This window comes from Nesterenkonia maliinae, assembly GCF_051262655.1.
GTDB lineage: Bacteria > Actinomycetota > Actinomycetes > Actinomycetales > Micrococcaceae > Nesterenkonia.
Genome location: NZ_JBIMEY010000001.1, coordinates 880,746 through 897,366 on the forward strand (window position 1 = coordinate 880,746; position 16,621 = coordinate 897,366).

Genomic DNA, 16,621 nt, shown 5'->3' on the forward strand with positions numbered 1-16,621 from the left:
TGAGAGCTTACCGCTGGTTCACCAGGAACCGGAAAGCGGCTTGCCCTCCTCGTATCCGGCGGCGGACTGGACCCCGGCGACGGCGCGCTGACGGAACTCGTGCAGCGAGTCGGCACCGGCGTAGGTCATCGCGGACCGCACTCCGGCCGTGATCGAGTCCAACAGGTCCTCGACGCCGGGCTTCGCCGGGTCCAGGTACATCTGCGAGGTCGAGATCCCCTCCTCGAAGATCGACTTCCGGGCCCGGGCGAAGGCGCTCTCCGCGGCGGTGCGGTTCTGCACGGCGCGCGAGGAGGCCATCCCGAAGCTCTCCTTATAGCGGCGCCCGTCCACGCCGGTGAGCATGTCTCCAGGAGACTCGTAGGTCCCGGCGAACCAGGATCCGACCATCACCTGGGAGGCGCCGGCGGCCAGGGCCAGAGCGATGTCGCGCGGGTAGCGCACTCCCCCGTCGGCCCAGACGTGCCTGCCCATCTCCCGGGCGGCCGCGGCGCATTCGAGCACGGCGGAGAACTGCGGGCGGCCAACGGCGGTCATCATCCGGGTGGTGCACATCGCGCCCGGTCCGACGCCGACCTTGGCGATGTCGGCGCCGCCCTCGATGAGCTCGCGCACACCCTCGGCGGTGACCACGTTGCCGGCCACGATCGGGATCTGCAGACCAGAGGAGTCCACCGTCGCGCGGACCGCGGCGAGGGCTTCGAACATCTTCTGCTGGTGACCGTGAGCGGTGTCGACCACCAGCACGTCGACTCCGGCGCCGAGCAGCGCCTCGGTCTTGCCGGCCACGTCGCCGTTGATCCCCACGGCAGCGGCCACCTTCAGCCGTGAGGCCGCGTCGAGGTTGGGCCGGTAGAGCGTGGAGCGCAGCGCGCCGCGCGGGGTGAGCACCCCGGCGAGGGTGCCGTCTGAGGTGGTGACCGGGGCGTATTCGGCGCCGGCGGCGTCCATCGCGATGAAGGCCTGCTCCAGCCCGGCGTCGGTGAGCACCTCCTCGGCGCTGAAGCGCAGCGGGGGCATCCGCATCACCGAGGCCACCGAGGAGAACCGGTCGACGCCGTGTCCGTCGCCGGCGGTGACCACGCCGGCCAGGCGCAGATCCTCATCCACCACACAGACGGCGTCGTGGTTGCGCTTGTCCAGCAGGTGCAGCACGTCGAGCATGGTGTCGTTGGGCTGGACCTTCAGCGCGGTCTCCAGCACCGGATGACAGGACTTGACCCAGTCGGTGACCTCCCGGATGACCTCCAGCGGGACATCCTGGGGCAGCACGCCGAGGCCGCCGCGGCGCGCCATCGTCTCGACCATGCGCCGCCCCGTGACGGCGGTCATGTTCGCGGCCACCACCGGGATGGTGGAACCTGTGGGGTCCTCCGCGGAGAGGTCCACGCTCATCCGGGACTGGGTGTGGGATCGCGAGGGGACGAGGAACACGTCGGAGTAGGTCAGATCGGTGATCGGTTCGTTCAGGAATCTCACGGGGATCCGCGCCCTTCGTAGTGCTGGTGATGATGCTCACCGCCAGGTCAGTCCTGTGGTGTAGCCGCTGAGGAAGCGGCCCCTGACACGATACCGTGGCTGGTGGCGGCACGGTGCATAGAGTCACTATGCTTGGACGAGGTGAAGATCCACGAGCACGAAGCTGTGCCGGATAACTACACAACACAATGGAAGAGGCGTATCCACAGTGCCAGAGCTAACGTCCAGCCGTCTTGCCGAGGAATTCCCGGGAAACGAATGGTTGGTCGCCGACATATACGACAAGTTCAAGGACGATCCGGATTCGGTGGATCGGAAGTGGGCTGAGATCTTCCGCCAGCTCGAGGGCGACGGTGATAACCGTCCGTCCGGCACATCTTCGGCTCCCGCGCCGACGGCGTCCACCCCCGATGAGCCGAAGTCCGCATCCGGCAAGGACGCCGGATCCGGCAGCAACGGTGCCGCGAAGTCGGCGTCCAAGTCCGCGTCCGCGCCGAAGCCGTCCGCAGACTCCACCCCCAGCGCCGAGAATCAGCGCGAGTCCAGCAGCGAGACCACTCCGGCCACCGCCAAGCCTGCCGAGCCCGCGCAGTCGCAGAAGCCTGCCGGCGAGAAGCGCTCCTCCGGGAACAAGCCGGTGGCTCCACGGAACCCGACGACGAAGAAGTCCGAGGGCTCCTCCGGCACCCCCATCCCCTCCGAGCCCTCTGCCGCGAAGGCCGAGTCGGAGAAGAAGGAGGCCAAGGAGGACAAGGTGATGCCGCTGAAGGGCATCTCCAAGGCCATTGCGGCGAACATGGACGCCTCGCTGACCGTGCCCACCGCCACCACGGTCCGCGCGATCCCCGCCAAGCTGCTCATCGACAACCGCACCGTGATCAACAATCACCTCAAGCGGACCCGCGGCGGCAAGGTCTCCTTCACCCACGTGATCGGCTACGCGCTGCTCAAGGCGCTGCGCCAGCACCCGTCGATGAACGTCACCTATGACGTGCAGGACAACAAGCCGGTGGCCGTGCACCCGGCGCACGTGAACTTCGGCCTCGCCATCGACATGCCCCGCCCCGACGGCTCCCGCGCGCTGGTGGTGCCGAACATGAAGGCGGCGGAGGAGATGAGCTTCACCGAGTTCTGGGGCGCCTACGACGACGTCGTCAAGCGCGCCCGGGACAACAAGCTCACCCCCGGGGACTACGCCGGGACGACCGTCTCGCTGACCAACCCCGGCGGCATCGGCACCGTGCACTCGGTGCCGCGGCTCTCCAAGGGCCAGGCCGTGATCGTCGGTGTGGGCGCACTGGAGTACCCCGCCGAGTTCCAGGGCGCCTCGGAGAAGACGCTGAACAATCTGGCGGTCTCCAAAGTCATCACGCTGACCTCCACCTATGACCACCGCGTCATCCAGGGCGCCGGGTCCGGGGAGTTCCTCAAGACCATCCACGAGTACCTGCTCGGCAAGCACGGGTTCTACGAGGAGATCTTCGAGGCGCTCCGGATCCCGTATGAGCCGATCCACTGGTCCGCCGACATCCAGGTCAACCCTGAGGACCAGATCAACAAGGTCGCCCGGATCCAGCAGCTGATCCACTCCTACCGGGTGCGCGGTCACCTGATGGCCTCGGTTGACCCGCTGGAGTACCAGATGCGCAGCCACCCGGATCTCGACATCGAGACCCACGGGCTGACCCTCTGGGACCTGGACCGTGAATGGCCCACCGGCGGCTTCGGCGGGAAGTCGATGCTGCCGCTGCGCAACATCCTGGGCGTGCTGCGCGACACCTACTGCCGCAGCACCGGCGTGGAGTACATGCACATCCAGTCCCCCGAGGAGCGCCAGTGGTTCCAGGACGAGATCGAGCACCCCTATGAGAAGCCCACCCGGGACGAGCAGTTCCGGATCCTGGGCCGGCTCAACGCCGCGGAGGCGTTCGAGACCTTCCTGCAGACCAAGTTCGTCGGTCAGAAGCGCTTCTCGCTCGAGGGCGGCGAATCGCTGATCCCGCTGCTGGACACGATCCTCTCCGAGGCCGCCGACGAGGGCCTCGACGAGGTCGCGATCGGCATGGCGCACCGCGGACGCATCAACGTGCTCACCAACATCGCCGGCAAGACCCACGCGCAGGTCTTCCGCGAGTTCGAGGGACGCGAGGCCGGCACCGGCTCGGGCGACGTGAAGTACCACCTGGGCACCCGCGGCTCGTTCACCTCCGACCGCGGCAACTCGACCAGCGTGTACCTCGCGGCGAACCCCTCCCACCTGGAGGCGGTCAACCCCGTCCTGGAGGGCGTGGTGCGCGCCAAGCAGGATCGGATCAACCAGGGCGCCGATGCGCTGAACTCGTTCTCCGTGATGCCGCTCCTGGTCCACGGCGATGCGGCGTTCGCCGGTCAGGGCGTGGTCGCGGAGACGCTGAACATGTCTCAGCTGCGCGGCTACCGCACCGGCGGCACCGTGCACGTGGTCGTGAACAACCAGGTCGGCTTCACCACCGCACCCTCGGCCGCCCGGTCCATGACCTACTCCACGGATATGGCCAAGGCCATCCAGGCGCCGATCTTCCACGTCAACGCCGATGACCCGGAGTCAGTGGCGCGTGTGGCGCAGCTGTCCTTCCGCTACCGCCAGCGGTTCAACAAGGACGTCGTCATCGACCTGGTCTGCTACCGCCGACGCGGTCACAACGAGGGCGACGACCCATCGATGACCCAGCCCAAGATGTACAACCTGGTGGAGGCCAAGCGCACCACGCGCCGGCTCTACACCGAGGCGCTGGTCGGACGTGGCGACATCACCCAGGAAGAGGCCGACCAGGCGTTGCGCGACTTCCGCCAACGGCTGGAGCGGGTCTTCACCGAGACCCACGCCGCGCAGACGCAGCCGATCTCCACGGCTGATCCCGAAGCCTCCGGCACCCGGGGCATGGCCCCGACCGCCTCGGAGGACGAGACCACCACGCCGGACCGGGAGGGCGACGACACCAAGATCACCGAGGACGCCCTCGCGCACATCGGCGAGGTGCACACCAACATCCCCGAGAGCTTCACCCCGCACCCGAAGCTGAAGTCGCTGCTGGAGAAGCGCGCCAAGATGGCCCGCGAAGGCGGCATCGACTGGGGCTTCGCGGAGATCGCGGCCTTCGGCTCGCTGCTCATGGAGGGCACCGAGGTCCGTCTGGCCGGTCAGGACTCACGTCGCGGCACCTTCGTGCAGCGCCACGCGGTCTTCCACGACCGGGTCAACGGTGACGAGTGGTACCCGCTGAAGAACCTGACCGAGGATCAGGCCCGGTTCTTCATCTACGACTCGCTGCTCTCCGAATACGGTGCGCTGGGCTTCGAATACGGCTACTCGGTGGAGAACCCGAATGCCCTGGTGCTCTGGGAGGCTCAGTTCGGCGACTTCGTCAACGGCGCCCAGATCATCATCGACGAGTTCATCGCCACCGCCCAGCAGAAGTGGGGTCAGAACTCCTCGGTGGTCATGCTGCTCCCCCACGGCTATGAGGGTCAGGGACCGGACCATTCATCAGGTCGTCCGGAGCGCTTCCTGCAGCTCTGCGCCGAGGACAACATGACCGTGGTCCTGCCCTCCTCGGGTGCGAACTACTTCCACCTGCTGCGCCGTCAGGCAGTGGCGCGTCCGCGTCGCCCGCTGATCGTCTTCTCCCCGAAGCAGCTGCTCCGGCTGAAGGCCGCGGCGAACTCGGTGGAAGACTTCACCACCGGCACCTTCCAGGAGGTCATCCCGGACCGCGATGTGGACGCCTCGAAGGTCAAGCGTGTCCTGATCGTCTCCGGTCGGCTCTACTACGACCTGGTCGCCACGCGGAACAAGCACAAGGACGAGGCCACCGCGATCGTGCGGCTCGAGCAGCTCTACCCGATGCCCGTCGAAGAGCTGCAGGCCGAGCTGGACCGCTACTCCTCAGCTGAGGAGGTCGTCTACGCCCAGGACGAGCCGGTGAACCAGGGTCCGTGGCCGTTCCTCGGGATGAACCTGCGTCCGCTGCTCAAGCAGGAGCTGAAGCTGGTTTCCCGCGCTGAGTCTGCCGCCACCTCAGTGGGGCAGGCCAAGCGTCACGCCAAAGAGCTGGAGGGCCTGCTGAGCAAGGCCTTCCCGCACCTGGACCTGTGAGCTGATGGAACACTCCACTCAGGATCTCAGAGCCGCAGCTTCCGGTCATCGGCGTCACGTGCGCCTCGTCGCCCTGGGCGACGAGCTGCTCAGCGGCGTCGGTGACCCCCGAGCGCTGGGGTGGTTCGGTCGGGTGCTCTCGAAGACACCGATCGACGGACTCACCCTGGAGCACTATGCCCTCGCCATGCCCGGGGAGGGCACCGAGGCGCTCTCCGAGCGGTGGCAGGACGAGGCGGTGGCTCGGTTCTCCGGTGTCACGGCCGACGGCAGCACGCCGGAACGTCATCTGGTCATCGCCCTCAACGACACCGACCTCTACAGCGCCACCTCCTCGGCGCGTTCCCGGCTGAACCTCGCGAACATTCTGGACCGGGCCTCTCAGGAGGGGATTCGATGCCTGGTCCTCGGGCCGGTGCCGACCCTCGATGCGGAGCGCAACCAGCGGATCTCAGAGCTCAACGCCGCCTACCGGGACGTGGCCTCACGCCGGTCACATGTCTACGTGGACGCCTACGCACCCCTGGTCAGCCACGAGCAGTGGCGCAGCGACCTCGCCGCCAACGGCGGTCTCCCCGGTCAGGCAGGCTACGGCCTGATCGCCTGGCTGGTGCTGCACCGCGGGTGGTATCCGTGGTTAGGGCTGCAGGAGCCCGTGGCCTAGAATTATCCCCAGCCGACGAAAGGAGTTCATCATGAGCAAGCGTGGACGCAAGCGCAGCGCTCGTCGTAAGAAGAACGCCAACCACGGCAAGCGCCCCAACTCCTGATCTCAGTGATCCAAGGCTCTTGCTGCGGTGGATGCTTCTTGTAGCGGCAGCGCAGAAACAAAGAACCCCCTGCAGAGAATCTCTGCAGGGGGTTCTTTTGTGTCTGGTGCTGGGTCAGCGCTGGTCGTCGTCCTGCTGGTGCCCGGCCTCGACGCGAATCTGACTGATCCGCTCCAGGATGGTGACCTTCAGCGTCTCGGGGGCGCGTTCCGCGCAGGAGCGGCGGACCACAGTGCGGATGATGCACTCGAGGTCGTAGTCGTTGGCGCACTCCGGGCAGGCATGCAGGTGGGCCTCGACCTCACCGATGTCCTCCCGGCTGAGCGCGCCGTCGGCGTACTCGTAGATGCGCTCCATACGGGTCTGCTGCTCGGTGCAGTCCCCGTCCTTGCAGTTCTCGTCGAGCCATTTTCCGGGGCTGACCTCGGTGGTCTGGCTCTGGTCAGAATCGTTCATCGTTTGGCCTCCTGCTTCTTGAAGCCACGTTCGCGGGCATAGTCACTGAGGAGTTCGCGCAGCAGCTTTCTGCCGCGGTGGAGTCGGGACATCACGGTGCCGATCGGGATGTTCATGATCTCGGCGACCTCTTTATAGGCGAATCCCTCGACGTCCGAGAAGTAGACCGCCAGGCGGAACTCCTCGGGGATCTGCTGCAGCGCGTCCTTGACGTCGGAATCGGGCAGGTGATCGAGCGCCTCGGCCTCGGCCGAGCGCAGGCCGGAGGAGGTGTGCTCCGCGGCCTGGGCCATCTGCCAGTCCTCCACGGTGTCCGTGTTGGCCTGCAGCGGCTGGCGCTGCTTCTTCCGGTAGATGTTGATGTAGGTGTTTGTCAGGATGCGATACAGCCAGGCCTTGAGATTCGTGCCTGGCTTGTACTGGTGGAACGCGGAGTACGCCTTGGTGTAGGCCTCCTGCACCAGGTCCTCAGCATCCTGAGGATTGCGCGTCATCCGCATCGCGGCGGAGTAGAGCTGGTCCACGTACTGGAGAGCCTCGCTCTCAAAACGCACGCGACGCTGTTGTTCTGTCTCTTCGGCGACGACGACGCTGTTGGAATCTGCATCTGTGCCGGTGGCTGCGGGCTTTTCCATCACTGATGAGTCTACTCGCACCGCGCACACCGTTCGTCGGACGTCACGCGCGGAAGCGCGGACGCGTCTTGGGGTGAGAGTCGGTGTGGTCATACACGGGACAACGACGACGTCGCGCTGTGCATTCCTGGGGATGCCGCATCGGCGTGCTGGAGTCGCCTGTATCCACCCTGCAGACCACCCTTGGGGCCGGCTGATTCCCGTGACAGCCCTGATTGGGTAGATTGGACCTTGAACGATGCTTCAGCGCCACACTCCTACAGGAGGACACTATGTCTCTGCTTCGCAAATTCGCCCGCCCACTGCTGGGCGCGAGCTTCATCGCCAGCGGTGTCGACCGCCTGCGCAACACCGATGATGCCTCAGCGAGGATCGAGTCCACCCTTGAGGAGATCGGCTCCCTTCTCCCCCAGGCTGAGCCCCTGGTCTCCAACGCCAAGCTCACCACCCAGGTACTGGGCGGGGTCGAGGTCGTCGCCGGCGTCGCACTGGCCGTGGGCCGCTTCCCGCGCGCCTCGGCCCTGATGCTGGCGGGCGTGCACAAGTTCAACAGCTACGCCGAGTACCGCAACGCTGAGATCGAAGACGACGCCGATGTCACCGCACAGCGCAGCACGCTGCTGAAGAACGCCTCGATCCTCGGCGGCCTGACCCTGGCCATGGTGGACCTCGACGGCAAGCCCTCGCTCTCCTGGCGTGCCGAGCACCTGGCGAAGACCACCCGCAAGAAGGGCGCCAAGTTCGGCGACAAGACCTTCAAGTGGGCCGATGGTGTCGGCGGCGACGCGACCAAGAAGATCCGCAGCTTCGAGAAGAACGCCAAGAAGAACTTCCAGCGCGCCGAGAAGGACGCCCTGAAGGCGATCACCAACGCGTCCAAGGGCGCCGACAAGGGCATCAAGTCCGCCAAGAAGAAGGTCGGAGCTTAGAACCTAGCGACGTGAGCACTACATCTACACCCGCTGCATCGGTGCCCCCGCAGACGTGGCCTGCGCCACGGGCGGGGGCACCTCTGCGAGCAGAGGTCACCGTTCCCGGATCCAAGTCCCTGACCAACCGGTATCTGCTGCTGGCCGCCCTGGCCGATGCCCCCTCGGTGGTCATCAACCCGCTCCAGTCCCGCGACTCCCGGCTGATGCTCGACGCACTGACGGTGCTGGGCAGCACCGTGGAACATCTCGAGGACTGGGAGGACTCCGGGGTCCCCGCCGTGCGGATCTCCCCGCTCCCCGCACTCTCCGGCACCGCCGCTACCGATACCGGCCACAGCTCCCAGGCTGACCCTGATCCGGAGGCTGACCGCGCCTCGGATGTCGGCCGCGAGCTGAGCATCGACTGCGGACTCGCTGGCACCGTGATGCGGTTCATGCCCGCCGCCGCGGCACTGACCGGAGCCCGGGTCCATTTCGACGGCGACCCCGAGGCCCGCGTGCGCCCGATGGGCGCGGTCCAGCATGGACTGCGCGACCTCGGCGTCGAGATCACCGGCCCGGGCGCCCCGGCACCCGGCGGCGAGGGTCACCTGCCCTTCACCGTGCATGCCCCGCACGGCATCACCGGGGAAGAGATCACCATCGACGCCTCGGCGTCCTCCCAGTTCGTCTCCGGCCTGCTGCTCACCGCGGCCCGGATGCCGCGCGGACTCACGCTGCGTCACGTCGGGGAATCCGTCCCCTCGCTGGAACACGTGGAGATGACCCTCCAGGTGCTCGCGCAGGTCGGCGTGCAGGTCAGCACCCCGGCGAAGCACACCTGGCGCGTCGAACCCGGAGTCATCCCCGCCTTCAACGTCCGCGTCGAGCCCGACCTCTCCAACGCCGGCCCCTTCCTCTGCGCGGCCGCCGTCACCGGCGGAGAGGTGACGATGCGCGGCTGGCCCATCGCCTCCACCCAGATCGGACGACGCTGGACCGACCTGCTTCCGGCCTTCGGCGCTCAGGTCGACGAGGAGCCTGAGACCCCGACCACGGTGACGCTGAGCGTGCGCGGCACCAGGCTGCGCACCCCGGGCACCGTGGACGGCACCGCCGAGCTGACCCCCACGGTGGCGGCCCTCGCGGCGCTGTGCCAGGAACCCACCCTGTTCACCTCGGTCGGTCATCTGCGCGGCCACGAGACCGACCGGATCGCCGCACTGGTCGCCGAGATCCGCCGGCTCGGCGGCTCCGCCGAGGAGACCGAGGACGGGTTCAAGGTGACCGCCCCGGTCACCCATGGCGGTCTGGTGCGCAGCTACGCCGATCACCGGATGGCCACCTTCGGCGCGGTGCTGGGCCTGGTGATCGAGGACATCGAGGTCGAAGACATCGCCTGCACCGCGAAGACCATGCCCGACTTCCCGCAGCTCTGGGCCGGGCTCCTCGCGCCGCCGTCGGACCCTGGAGATGTGGACTCTGGCGACGTGGACTCCGAACAGCGGGAGCCGAGCCCCCAGCCCGGAACCGCCCCGCTGGGCCGGCGCGGATGAGCCGCTGGGCCGATTGGGACGAGTCCCATGTGCGGGTGCGCCCGAACAAGAAGGGCACCCGCCCGCGGACCAAGGAGTCCCCGGACTACGCCGACGCCGAGCTCGGCCGGGTCGTGACGGTGGACCGCGGCCGGTACACGGTGCGTCTGGAGGACCCCGACGGCGGCGAGCGGATCATCTCCGCGGTGCGCGCCCGCGCCATGCGCCGCACCCCGGTGGTCCCCGGAGACATCGTGGGACTGGTCGGTGACACCACCGGCGACGAAGGCTCGCTGGCCCGGCTGATCCGGATCCAGGAGCGCTCCACCCTGCTGCGCCGCAGCGCGGAGGACACCGACGACGCCGAGCGGGTGATCGTCGCCAACGCCGACCAGCTGCTGATCGTCGTCGCGGCCGCCGATCCTGCCCCGCGCACCGGGTTCATCGACCGCGCCCTGGTCGCCGCCTACGACGCCGGCATCACCCCGATCCTGCTGGTCACCAAGGCCGACCTGGTCGAGGACCCGACAGACCCGGCCGGGCTGATCAGCCACTACGCCGAGCTGGACCTGCAGACCGTGGTCTCCCAGCAGGCCGCCGGCACCGCCTCGGGCACCCCGACGCTCGACGACGCCGCCGTCGTCGCGCTGCGCAGCTCGCTGACCGAGCGGGTCACTGCGATGATCGGACACTCCGGGGTGGGCAAGTCCACCATGGTCAACGCGCTGACCGGCGCGGACCGTGCCACCAGCGGAGTCAACGCCGTCACCGGGCGCGGTCGGCACACCTCCTCCTCCGCCGTCGCGCTGAACCTGGAGCCCACTGACTCCCTCGACGTCGCCACGGCACGCAACTCCTGGATCATCGACACCCCGGGTGTGCGCACCTTCGGCCTGGCCCACGTCGCCCCCGACGACGTGCTGGGTGCCTTCTCAGATCTGGTCGAGGGCTCCGCCGCCTGCGAACCGGGATGCGCCCACATCTCCCCCGAGGGCGGCTGCGCCCTGGACGCCTGGGTGGCCGACGGGCACGCCGGCGACCACGGCGCCGCCCGGCTGACCTCGCTGCGCGGTCTGATCAGGTCCATGGCGGGCACCGAGGACGGCCCGGAAGAGAAGCGGCTCGGCGCGTAAGGGCGTGAATGCGGGGCCTGCCGCCCGGTGATTGCTAGCGTGGCGCTATGAGCCTCAGCACCAGCGCCTACACCGATGACCTGCGCCTGGCGCATATGATCGCCGATTCCGTGGATGCGAAGACGATGTCCTACTTCTCCTCCATGGACTTCACGGTCGAGACCAAGCCCGATCTGACCCCGGTCACCGAGGCTGATCGCCAGGCCGAGGAGCTGATCCGCGGTCAGCTCAGCCGGGCGCGCGGCCGCGACGCCGTCCTGGGCGAGGAGTTCGGCTCCACCGGATCCGGTCCGCGGCAGTGGATCATCGACCCGATCGACGGCACCAAGAACTTCATCCGCGGGGTGCCCGCCTGGGCCACGCTGATCGCCCTGGCCGATGAGGGTGAGCCGGTGGTCGGGCTGGTCAGCGCCCCCGCGCTGGGTCGGCGCTGGTGGGCCGCGAAGGACGGCGGCGCCTACACCGGCAAGGCCCTGGCCTCGGCCAAGCGGCTCCAGGTCTCGAAGGTGCCCCGCCTCGAGGACGCCTTCTTCTCCTACTCCTCGCTCGCGGGATGGCGGAAGATCGGTCGCAGCCAGAACTTCCTGGAACTCACCGACACGGTGTGGCGGACCCGCGCCTTCGGGGACTTCTGGTCCTACTGCATGGTCGCCGAGGGACAGGTCGACATGGCCGCCGAACCGGAGCTCAGCCTGCACGACATGGCGGCGCTGGTGCCGATCATCCGCGAGGCGGGCGGCGTCTTCACCTCCCTGGACGGGGAGCCCGGATGCACCGGGACCAACGGGCTGGCCACCAACGGCCTGCTCCACGACGCCGCCCTGGGCGCCCTCGCAGCCGACCGCCCCGCCCCGTTCTGAGCCGCACCCTGCGGGCACCCGCTGCACCGCGCCCTCAAGCCGTCATTCGGCGCGCTGAGTCCCGTCTCACTTGCAGTTTTAGGTGTGCCTAAATCATACTGTGGGCATGCGCCGCACCAGGTCTCTTCCCGTCACCATCGGGCTGCTCTGCGCGCTGACCCTGAGCGGCTGCGCCTCGGCGAACTCCGGTGAACCAGGCGGCGCCGCGGAGGACCAGCGGCCGGTGGTGCTGACCAGCTTCTCGGTGCTGGCGGATATGACCCGCGCCGTGGGCGGTGACCTCGTGGACACCCGCTCCATCACCCCGCCCGGCGCCGAGGTCCACGAATACTCCCCCACCCCTGGCGACCTCCGCGATGCCTCGGCGGCGGACGTGATCTTCTTCAACGGGCTCGGCCTGGAGGCTTGGTACGAGCAGTTCCTCAGCCACTCCTCGGTGGAGGTGCTGATGCTCTCCGAGTCCGTGGAGACCCTGCCCGTCACCCGACTGCCCGAGGACTCCCCGGGCGCCTCCGCGGACCCGGCAGAGTCTGAATCTCCAGCTGAAGCTGGGGCTGCAGCTGAGGCTGAAGAAGTCGACGCCGCCGAGGACCTGCCGGTCAACCCGCATGCCTGGATGTCGCCGGCCCAAGCCATGGTCTACGTGGACAATATCGAAGCGGCCCTGACCGAGCTCTCCCCCGAAAATGCCGAGCAGTTCGCCGAGAACGCGGACACCTACCGGGAGGAGATCCAAGCGATCTGGGACCAGGCCGAGGAGCGCCTGGCACCGCTGCAGGAGGCCGGCGAGATCCACCTAGTGACCTGCGAGGGCGCGTTCAGCTATCTCGCCGAAGATCTGGATCTCGGCGAGCACTATCTCTGGCCGCTCAACGCCGAGGATGAGGGCAGCCCGCAGCAGGTGGAGGCCCAGATCCGCTACGTCCAGGAGCACCAGGTGCCGACGATCTTCTGCGAGTCCACCGTCAACGACGGAGCCCAGCAGCAGGTCGCGGAGACCACCGGTGCCACCCTGAGCGAGCCGCTGCACGTGGATTCCATCACCGAGGCCGGCGGTCCTGCACCGAGCTACCTCGAGCTCCTGGAACATGACCTGGACCTGATCATCGAAGGAGCCCAGCGATGAACACCGAGACGAGCCGCCACACAGACCCCGGCACGACCCCGGACGCGACCCCCACGGCGAGCGCCGACAGAGGCGCTGAGAGAAGCGCTGCGCCGGGTGGCGCCGTCGTCGTGAATCGGCTCAGCGCCGGCTATCCCGGCGTCCGAGCGCTGGACGAGGTCAGCATCAACGTGGGCGCGGGGAGCATCTGCGCCCTGCTCGGGGCCAACGGCTCCGGGAAGTCCACGCTGTTCAAGGCGCTGCTGGGACTGCACCGACCCACGGCCGGGACGGTGCGGCTCTTCGGCATGGACCCCACCAGGGCCCGACGACGCAACCAGGTCAGCTATGTGCCCCAGCACGAGCAGGTGGACACCAGCTTCCCGGTCAGCGTGGAGCAGGTGGTCATGATGGGCCGCTACGGACATATGGGCTTCACCAAGCGCACCCGGCCTGCGGACCGGCGGGCCTGCGATGAAGCCCTTCAGAAGGTGGGCCTGAGCGAGCTGCGCCGGCGTGGGATCGGTGAGCTCTCCGGAGGTCAGCGCAAGCGCGCGTTCCTGGCCCGCGCGATCGCCCAGCAGGCACCGCTGATGCTGCTCGACGAGCCCTTCGCCGGTGTCGATCGCGGCTCGGAGGAGCTGATCAGTTCGGTGCTCAAGGCCCTGCGCGACACCTCGGGCACCACCGTGCTGATCTCCACCCACCACCTCGCCGGCGTGGAGGACCTCGCCGATGAGGTCGTCCTGCTCCACCAGCGGGTGCTCGCCGCGGGACTGCCCAGCGAGGTGCTCACCGAGGAGCAGCTCGGCCGCAGCTTCGGCGCCGTGCTGCGCGAGACGCACTGATGCACGAGGAACTGATGCACGGCGCACTGATGCATGACGGACTGCGCGAAGGGCCGATGCGCGAAGAACTGACGAAGGGGGCACGCTGATGTGGGAGCTGCTGGTCCAGCCGATGGAATTCCCCTTCATGCAACATGCCCTGGCGGCGGCGATCATCTCCTCGGTGGTCTGCGCGCTGCTCTCCTGCTGGCTGGTGCTCATGGGCTGGTCGCTGATGGGCGAGGCCGTGGCGCACTCGATCCTGCCCGGGATCGTGCTGGCGCATATCTTCGGTCTGCCCATGGCGCTGGGCGCCTTCGTCTTCGGGATGCTCGCGGTGCTGCTGATCGGTGGGATCAGCGGCGGCTCGACGCTCAAACATGACACCTCGATCGGTGTGGTGTTCACCTCGCTCTTCGCGCTGGGCCTGGTCCTGGTCTCCAGGACCCCCAGCGAGACGCACCTGACCCATATCCTCTTCGGCAACGTGCTGGGCATCTCACAGCAGGACCTGCTGCAGACCGCCGGCATGGGGCTGGCCACCGTGGCGGTGCTGCTGGCGCTGCGCCGAAGCTTCGTGCTGCTGGCCTTCGACAAGATCCACGCCCACACGATCGGGCTCTCCACCGGGGCGCTGTCGATCCTGCTGCTGGCCCTGCTCGCGCTGACCACCGTGACCTCGCTGCAGACGCTGGGGATCCTGCTGGTGGTCGCTATGCTGGTGGTGCCCGGCGCCACCGCGCTGCTGCTGTGCCGCCGCTTCGGGCCGATGTTGGCCGTCGCTGCGTGCAGCGCGGCAGCCTCGGCGCTGATCGGTGTCTATGCCAGCTATTGGCTGGACATCTCCACCGGCGGTTCGATCGTGCTGGCACAGTCGGGGCAGTTCGCCCTGGCCTACCTCTTCGCCCCGGTGAAGGGCATGGTCCCGCGGCTGCGGCAACGGCGCCAGCGTCCCACCGGGGAGCACGCCGCCCCGACCCGCCCGATCGATACGCTCCTCGACGTGAAGGATCCCGCCTAGATGACTCCCCGCACCTCGGCTCAGGGCCGGTCCACCGCGATCGATGCGGCCACCACCTCGGTGGAGGACTACGCCAAGACCATCTATGGACTCGCCGAATGGGACGGCTCCTCGGTGACCGCCTCCGCGCTGGCCAAGACCCTCGGCGTCTCGAATCCCTCGGTCTCACTGATGATGCGCAAGATGGCCGATCTGGGACTCGTCGAGCACCGTCCCTACGCCCCCATCGCGCTGACCCCGGCGGGACGCCAGCTCGCCCTGGCGATGGTGCGTCGACACCGGCTGATCGAGACCTGGCTGGTGCGCGAGCTGGGGTACGGCTGGGGCGAGGTCCATGAGGAGGCCGAACGCCTCGAGCACGCGGTCTCGAAGACCTTCGTGGATCGTCTCGACGTGCGGCTGGGACACCCTCGGGTGGACCCGCACGGGGATCCGATCCCAGGGCGGAACCTGCAGCTGGACTACCCCGAGACCCAGCTGCTCTGCCGGGTCCCCGCAGCGGTGAAGGTCCGCCTGGAACAGGTCGACGACGCCGTCCCCGACGCGCTCTCCGCCCTCGACGCCCACCGGGTGCCCATCGGTGCGCAGGTCACCGTCGAAGCCACCGACGGCGGCGCCGTCGTGCTCACTCCGGCCCCGCAGGCAGGCGAGGAAGCCCCGGCGCAGACGGGCTACCAAGTCGGTCCAGGACAGGCCGCCGAGGCACCGGCGGACACGAGCATCCGGCTCGCCCATGAGGTGGCCCACGCCATGCGCGTGAGCGTGGTCCGCTGAGGGCGCCGCACGCGGACGTATCCTGTACGGGTGTCAACCTCCGAATCACGTGCCACCAGTCGGCGCCCGCGCCCCAAGCGGCCACCGACCTCGCTGTTGGTGCTGGTCCTTCTGGTCGCCCTCGCCGGAGCCGGCGGCGCGCTGCTGCGGCTGGTCGTCGGCGAACTGATCCCCGAACAGGGGATGAAGTTCCCCTGGACCACTCTGGCGATCAACCTCAGCGGCTCCGGGCTGCTGGGCCTGCTGATCGGTGCCGCGCGTGCCCGGACGAGCACCCCGGACTGGGTGGTGCCCACCTTCGGCACCGGACTGCTGGCCTCCTACACGACGTTCTCCGCGGTGATCCTCGCCGCCATGCCCTCGATGCCTGGATCCGCCTACGACGGGCTCGCGGCAGTGACCTACGTCAGCCCCGGTGCCATGGAGATGCTCACCTACCTCTTCATCAGCGTCCTGGGGTCCACCGCCGCGGCGGCTGCCGGGCTGACCATCAGCCGCGCGCTCTTCGGTCAGATCGGCGCCGAGTCGGCCGATCTCGGTGTGAGCAGCGAAGGGCACCATGGATCCTGAGCTGAGTCTGAGCGTGGTGCTGGGAGTGGCGCTGGGCGGCGCCCTCGGCGCGGTGCTGCGCTTCCTGCTTGACCGCTACCTGCGCGCCGGCGTCCTACTGGCCAACATGCTCGGCTGCCTGGTGCTGGGCTACCTCTTCGGGGAACTGACCTGGCTCGCCGAGACCGGTGCGGACGCGGGCTCCGGAGTGTTCGCCGGCCTGTTCTCCGGGACAGGCTCCACCATCCTCTCGATCGGGGTCCTCGGGGCGCTGAGCACCTTCGCCACCGTCTCGGTCCGGGTGGCGCAGACCTGGATGGCGGGCCGGCAGCTGCGGGCCGCAGGCATCTGGGTCACCCACGTGGGACTGGGCTTCGCCGCCGCCGCGCTGGGCATTGCACTGTCCCAGATGTCGGGTCTATACTGAAAAG

General features: G+C 68.3%; 16 protein-coding genes. 13 read left to right on the top strand and 3 right to left on the bottom strand.

Annotation, left to right across the window (positions count from 1 at the left end):
• Positions 1–18: 18 nt before the first annotated feature.
• Entirely contained in the window at positions 19–1,479 is a 1,461-nt protein-coding gene (guaB1, locus tag ACHAA4_RS04010) for a GMP reductase (protein ID WP_435772872.1), read from the bottom strand.
• Positions 1,480–1,687: 208 nt separating this feature from the next.
• On the opposite strand from guaB1, the gene ACHAA4_RS04015 reads away from it, so the two are divergent.
• Genes ACHAA4_RS04015 through ACHAA4_RS04025 form a run of 3 tightly spaced genes read left to right on the top strand, consistent with a single transcriptional unit; the run spans position 1,688 to position 6,384 of the window.
• Positions 1,688–5,614, top strand: coding sequence for a multifunctional oxoglutarate decarboxylase/oxoglutarate dehydrogenase thiamine pyrophosphate-binding subunit/dihydrolipoyllysine-residue succinyltransferase subunit (locus ACHAA4_RS04015; RefSeq protein WP_435772873.1), 3,927 nt, complete (start codon positions 1,688–1,690; stop codon positions 5,612–5,614).
• A gap of 4 nt (positions 5,615–5,618) precedes the next feature.
• Positions 5,619–6,278 (top strand): GDSL-type esterase/lipase family protein, encoded by a 660-nt coding sequence (locus ACHAA4_RS04020; protein ID WP_435772874.1) that lies wholly within the window; start codon positions 5,619–5,621, stop codon positions 6,276–6,278.
• 31 nt (positions 6,279–6,309) lie between these two features.
• Complete coding sequence (locus ACHAA4_RS04025; RefSeq protein WP_369699669.1) at positions 6,310–6,384, top strand: 50S ribosomal protein bL37; 75 nt, start codon at positions 6,310–6,312, stop codon at positions 6,382–6,384.
• 114 nt (positions 6,385–6,498) lie between these two features.
• On the opposite strand, the gene rsrA is transcribed toward ACHAA4_RS04025, so the two are convergent.
• Together rsrA and ACHAA4_RS04035 are read right to left on the bottom strand one after the other, a co-directional pair.
• A complete protein-coding gene (gene rsrA / locus ACHAA4_RS04030; RefSeq protein ID WP_374955646.1) occupies positions 6,499–6,741 on the bottom strand; it encodes a mycothiol system anti-sigma-R factor in 243 nt (80 codons plus the stop codon).
• A gap of 95 nt (positions 6,742–6,836) precedes the next feature.
• Positions 6,837–7,568, bottom strand: coding sequence for a sigma-70 family RNA polymerase sigma factor (locus ACHAA4_RS04035; protein ID WP_435772875.1), 732 nt, complete (start codon positions 7,566–7,568; stop codon positions 6,837–6,839).
• Between the two features lie 179 nt (positions 7,569–7,747).
• Between ACHAA4_RS04035 and ACHAA4_RS04040 the strand changes: the two genes are divergently transcribed.
• From ACHAA4_RS04040 to ACHAA4_RS04085, 10 genes are all read left to right on the top strand, one after another.
• Positions 7,748–8,404: a DoxX family protein gene (locus tag ACHAA4_RS04040; protein WP_435772876.1), complete on the top strand. Its 657-nt coding sequence runs from the start codon at positions 7,748–7,750 to the stop codon at positions 8,402–8,404.
• Positions 8,405–8,415: 11 nt separating this feature from the next.
• On the top strand, positions 8,416–9,942 hold the full coding sequence (gene aroA / locus ACHAA4_RS04045) for a 3-phosphoshikimate 1-carboxyvinyltransferase (RefSeq protein ID WP_435772877.1): 1,527 nt from the start codon (positions 8,416–8,418) through the stop codon (positions 9,940–9,942).
• Positions 9,939–11,054: a ribosome small subunit-dependent GTPase A gene (rsgA, locus tag ACHAA4_RS04050; protein WP_435772878.1), complete on the top strand. Its 1,116-nt coding sequence runs from the start codon at positions 9,939–9,941 to the stop codon at positions 11,052–11,054. Before aroA ends, rsgA begins: the two co-directional genes overlap by 4 nt.
• Positions 11,055–11,101: 47 nt before the next feature.
• Positions 11,102–11,914 carry a histidinol-phosphatase gene (hisN, locus tag ACHAA4_RS04055; RefSeq protein WP_435772879.1) on the top strand — a complete coding sequence of 271 codons (813 nt, stop codon included), beginning with the start codon at positions 11,102–11,104 and terminating at the stop codon, positions 11,912–11,914.
• A 106-nt stretch (positions 11,915–12,020) separates the two neighbouring features.
• Complete coding sequence (locus ACHAA4_RS04060) at positions 12,021–13,040, top strand: metal ABC transporter solute-binding protein, Zn/Mn family (RefSeq protein ID WP_435772880.1); 1,020 nt, start codon at positions 12,021–12,023, stop codon at positions 13,038–13,040.
• The gene (locus ACHAA4_RS04065; protein WP_435772881.1) at positions 13,037–13,867 is read left to right on the top strand and encodes a metal ABC transporter ATP-binding protein; all 831 of its coding nucleotides are present in this window, start codon (positions 13,037–13,039) and stop codon (positions 13,865–13,867) included. The genes ACHAA4_RS04060 and ACHAA4_RS04065 overlap by 4 nt, the downstream gene beginning before the upstream one ends.
• 88 nt (positions 13,868–13,955) lie before the next feature.
• The gene (locus tag ACHAA4_RS04070) at positions 13,956–14,867 is read left to right on the top strand and encodes a metal ABC transporter permease (protein ID WP_435772882.1); all 912 of its coding nucleotides are present in this window, start codon (positions 13,956–13,958) and stop codon (positions 14,865–14,867) included.
• Positions 14,868–15,641, top strand: a complete 774-nt coding sequence (locus ACHAA4_RS04075; RefSeq protein ID WP_435772883.1) for a metal-dependent transcriptional regulator — start codon at positions 14,868–14,870, stop codon at positions 15,639–15,641.
• A 30-nt stretch (positions 15,642–15,671) separates the two neighbouring features.
• The gene (locus ACHAA4_RS04080; RefSeq protein ID WP_435772884.1) at positions 15,672–16,211 is read left to right on the top strand and encodes a CrcB family protein; all 540 of its coding nucleotides are present in this window, start codon (positions 15,672–15,674) and stop codon (positions 16,209–16,211) included.
• Positions 16,201–16,617, top strand: a complete 417-nt coding sequence (locus ACHAA4_RS04085; RefSeq protein WP_435772885.1) for a fluoride efflux transporter FluC — start codon at positions 16,201–16,203, stop codon at positions 16,615–16,617. Before ACHAA4_RS04080 ends, ACHAA4_RS04085 begins: the two co-directional genes overlap by 11 nt.
• The last annotated feature ends 4 nt before the right edge of the window (positions 16,618–16,621 follow it).

Coding starts and splice junctions, on each gene's coding strand:
- ACHAA4_RS04075 (WP_435772883.1), top strand. CDS start 14,868: ATGACTCCCCGCACCTCGGCTCAGGGCCGGTCCACCGCGATCGATGCG.
- hisN (WP_435772879.1), top strand. CDS start 11,102: ATGAGCCTCAGCACCAGCGCCTACACCGATGACCTGCGCCTGGCGCAT.
- rsrA (WP_374955646.1), bottom strand. CDS start 6,741: ATGGAGCGCATCTACGAGTACGCCGACGGCGCGCTCAGCCGGGAGGAC.
- ACHAA4_RS04085 (WP_435772885.1), top strand. CDS start 16,201: ATGGATCCTGAGCTGAGTCTGAGCGTGGTGCTGGGAGTGGCGCTGGGC.
- ACHAA4_RS04035 (WP_435772875.1), bottom strand. CDS start 7,568: ATGACCACACCGACTCTCACCCCAAGACGCGTCCGCGCTTCCGCGCGT.
- ACHAA4_RS04065 (WP_435772881.1), top strand. CDS start 13,037: ATGAACACCGAGACGAGCCGCCACACAGACCCCGGCACGACCCCGGAC.
- ACHAA4_RS04020 (WP_435772874.1), top strand. CDS start 5,619: ATGGAACACTCCACTCAGGATCTCAGAGCCGCAGCTTCCGGTCATCGG.
- ACHAA4_RS04070 (WP_435772882.1), top strand. CDS start 13,956: ATGTGGGAGCTGCTGGTCCAGCCGATGGAATTCCCCTTCATGCAACAT.
- ACHAA4_RS04060 (WP_435772880.1), top strand. CDS start 12,021: ATGCGCCGCACCAGGTCTCTTCCCGTCACCATCGGGCTGCTCTGCGCG.
- ACHAA4_RS04040 (WP_435772876.1), top strand. CDS start 7,748: ATGTCTCTGCTTCGCAAATTCGCCCGCCCACTGCTGGGCGCGAGCTTC.
- rsgA (WP_435772878.1), top strand. CDS start 9,939: ATGAGCCGCTGGGCCGATTGGGACGAGTCCCATGTGCGGGTGCGCCCG.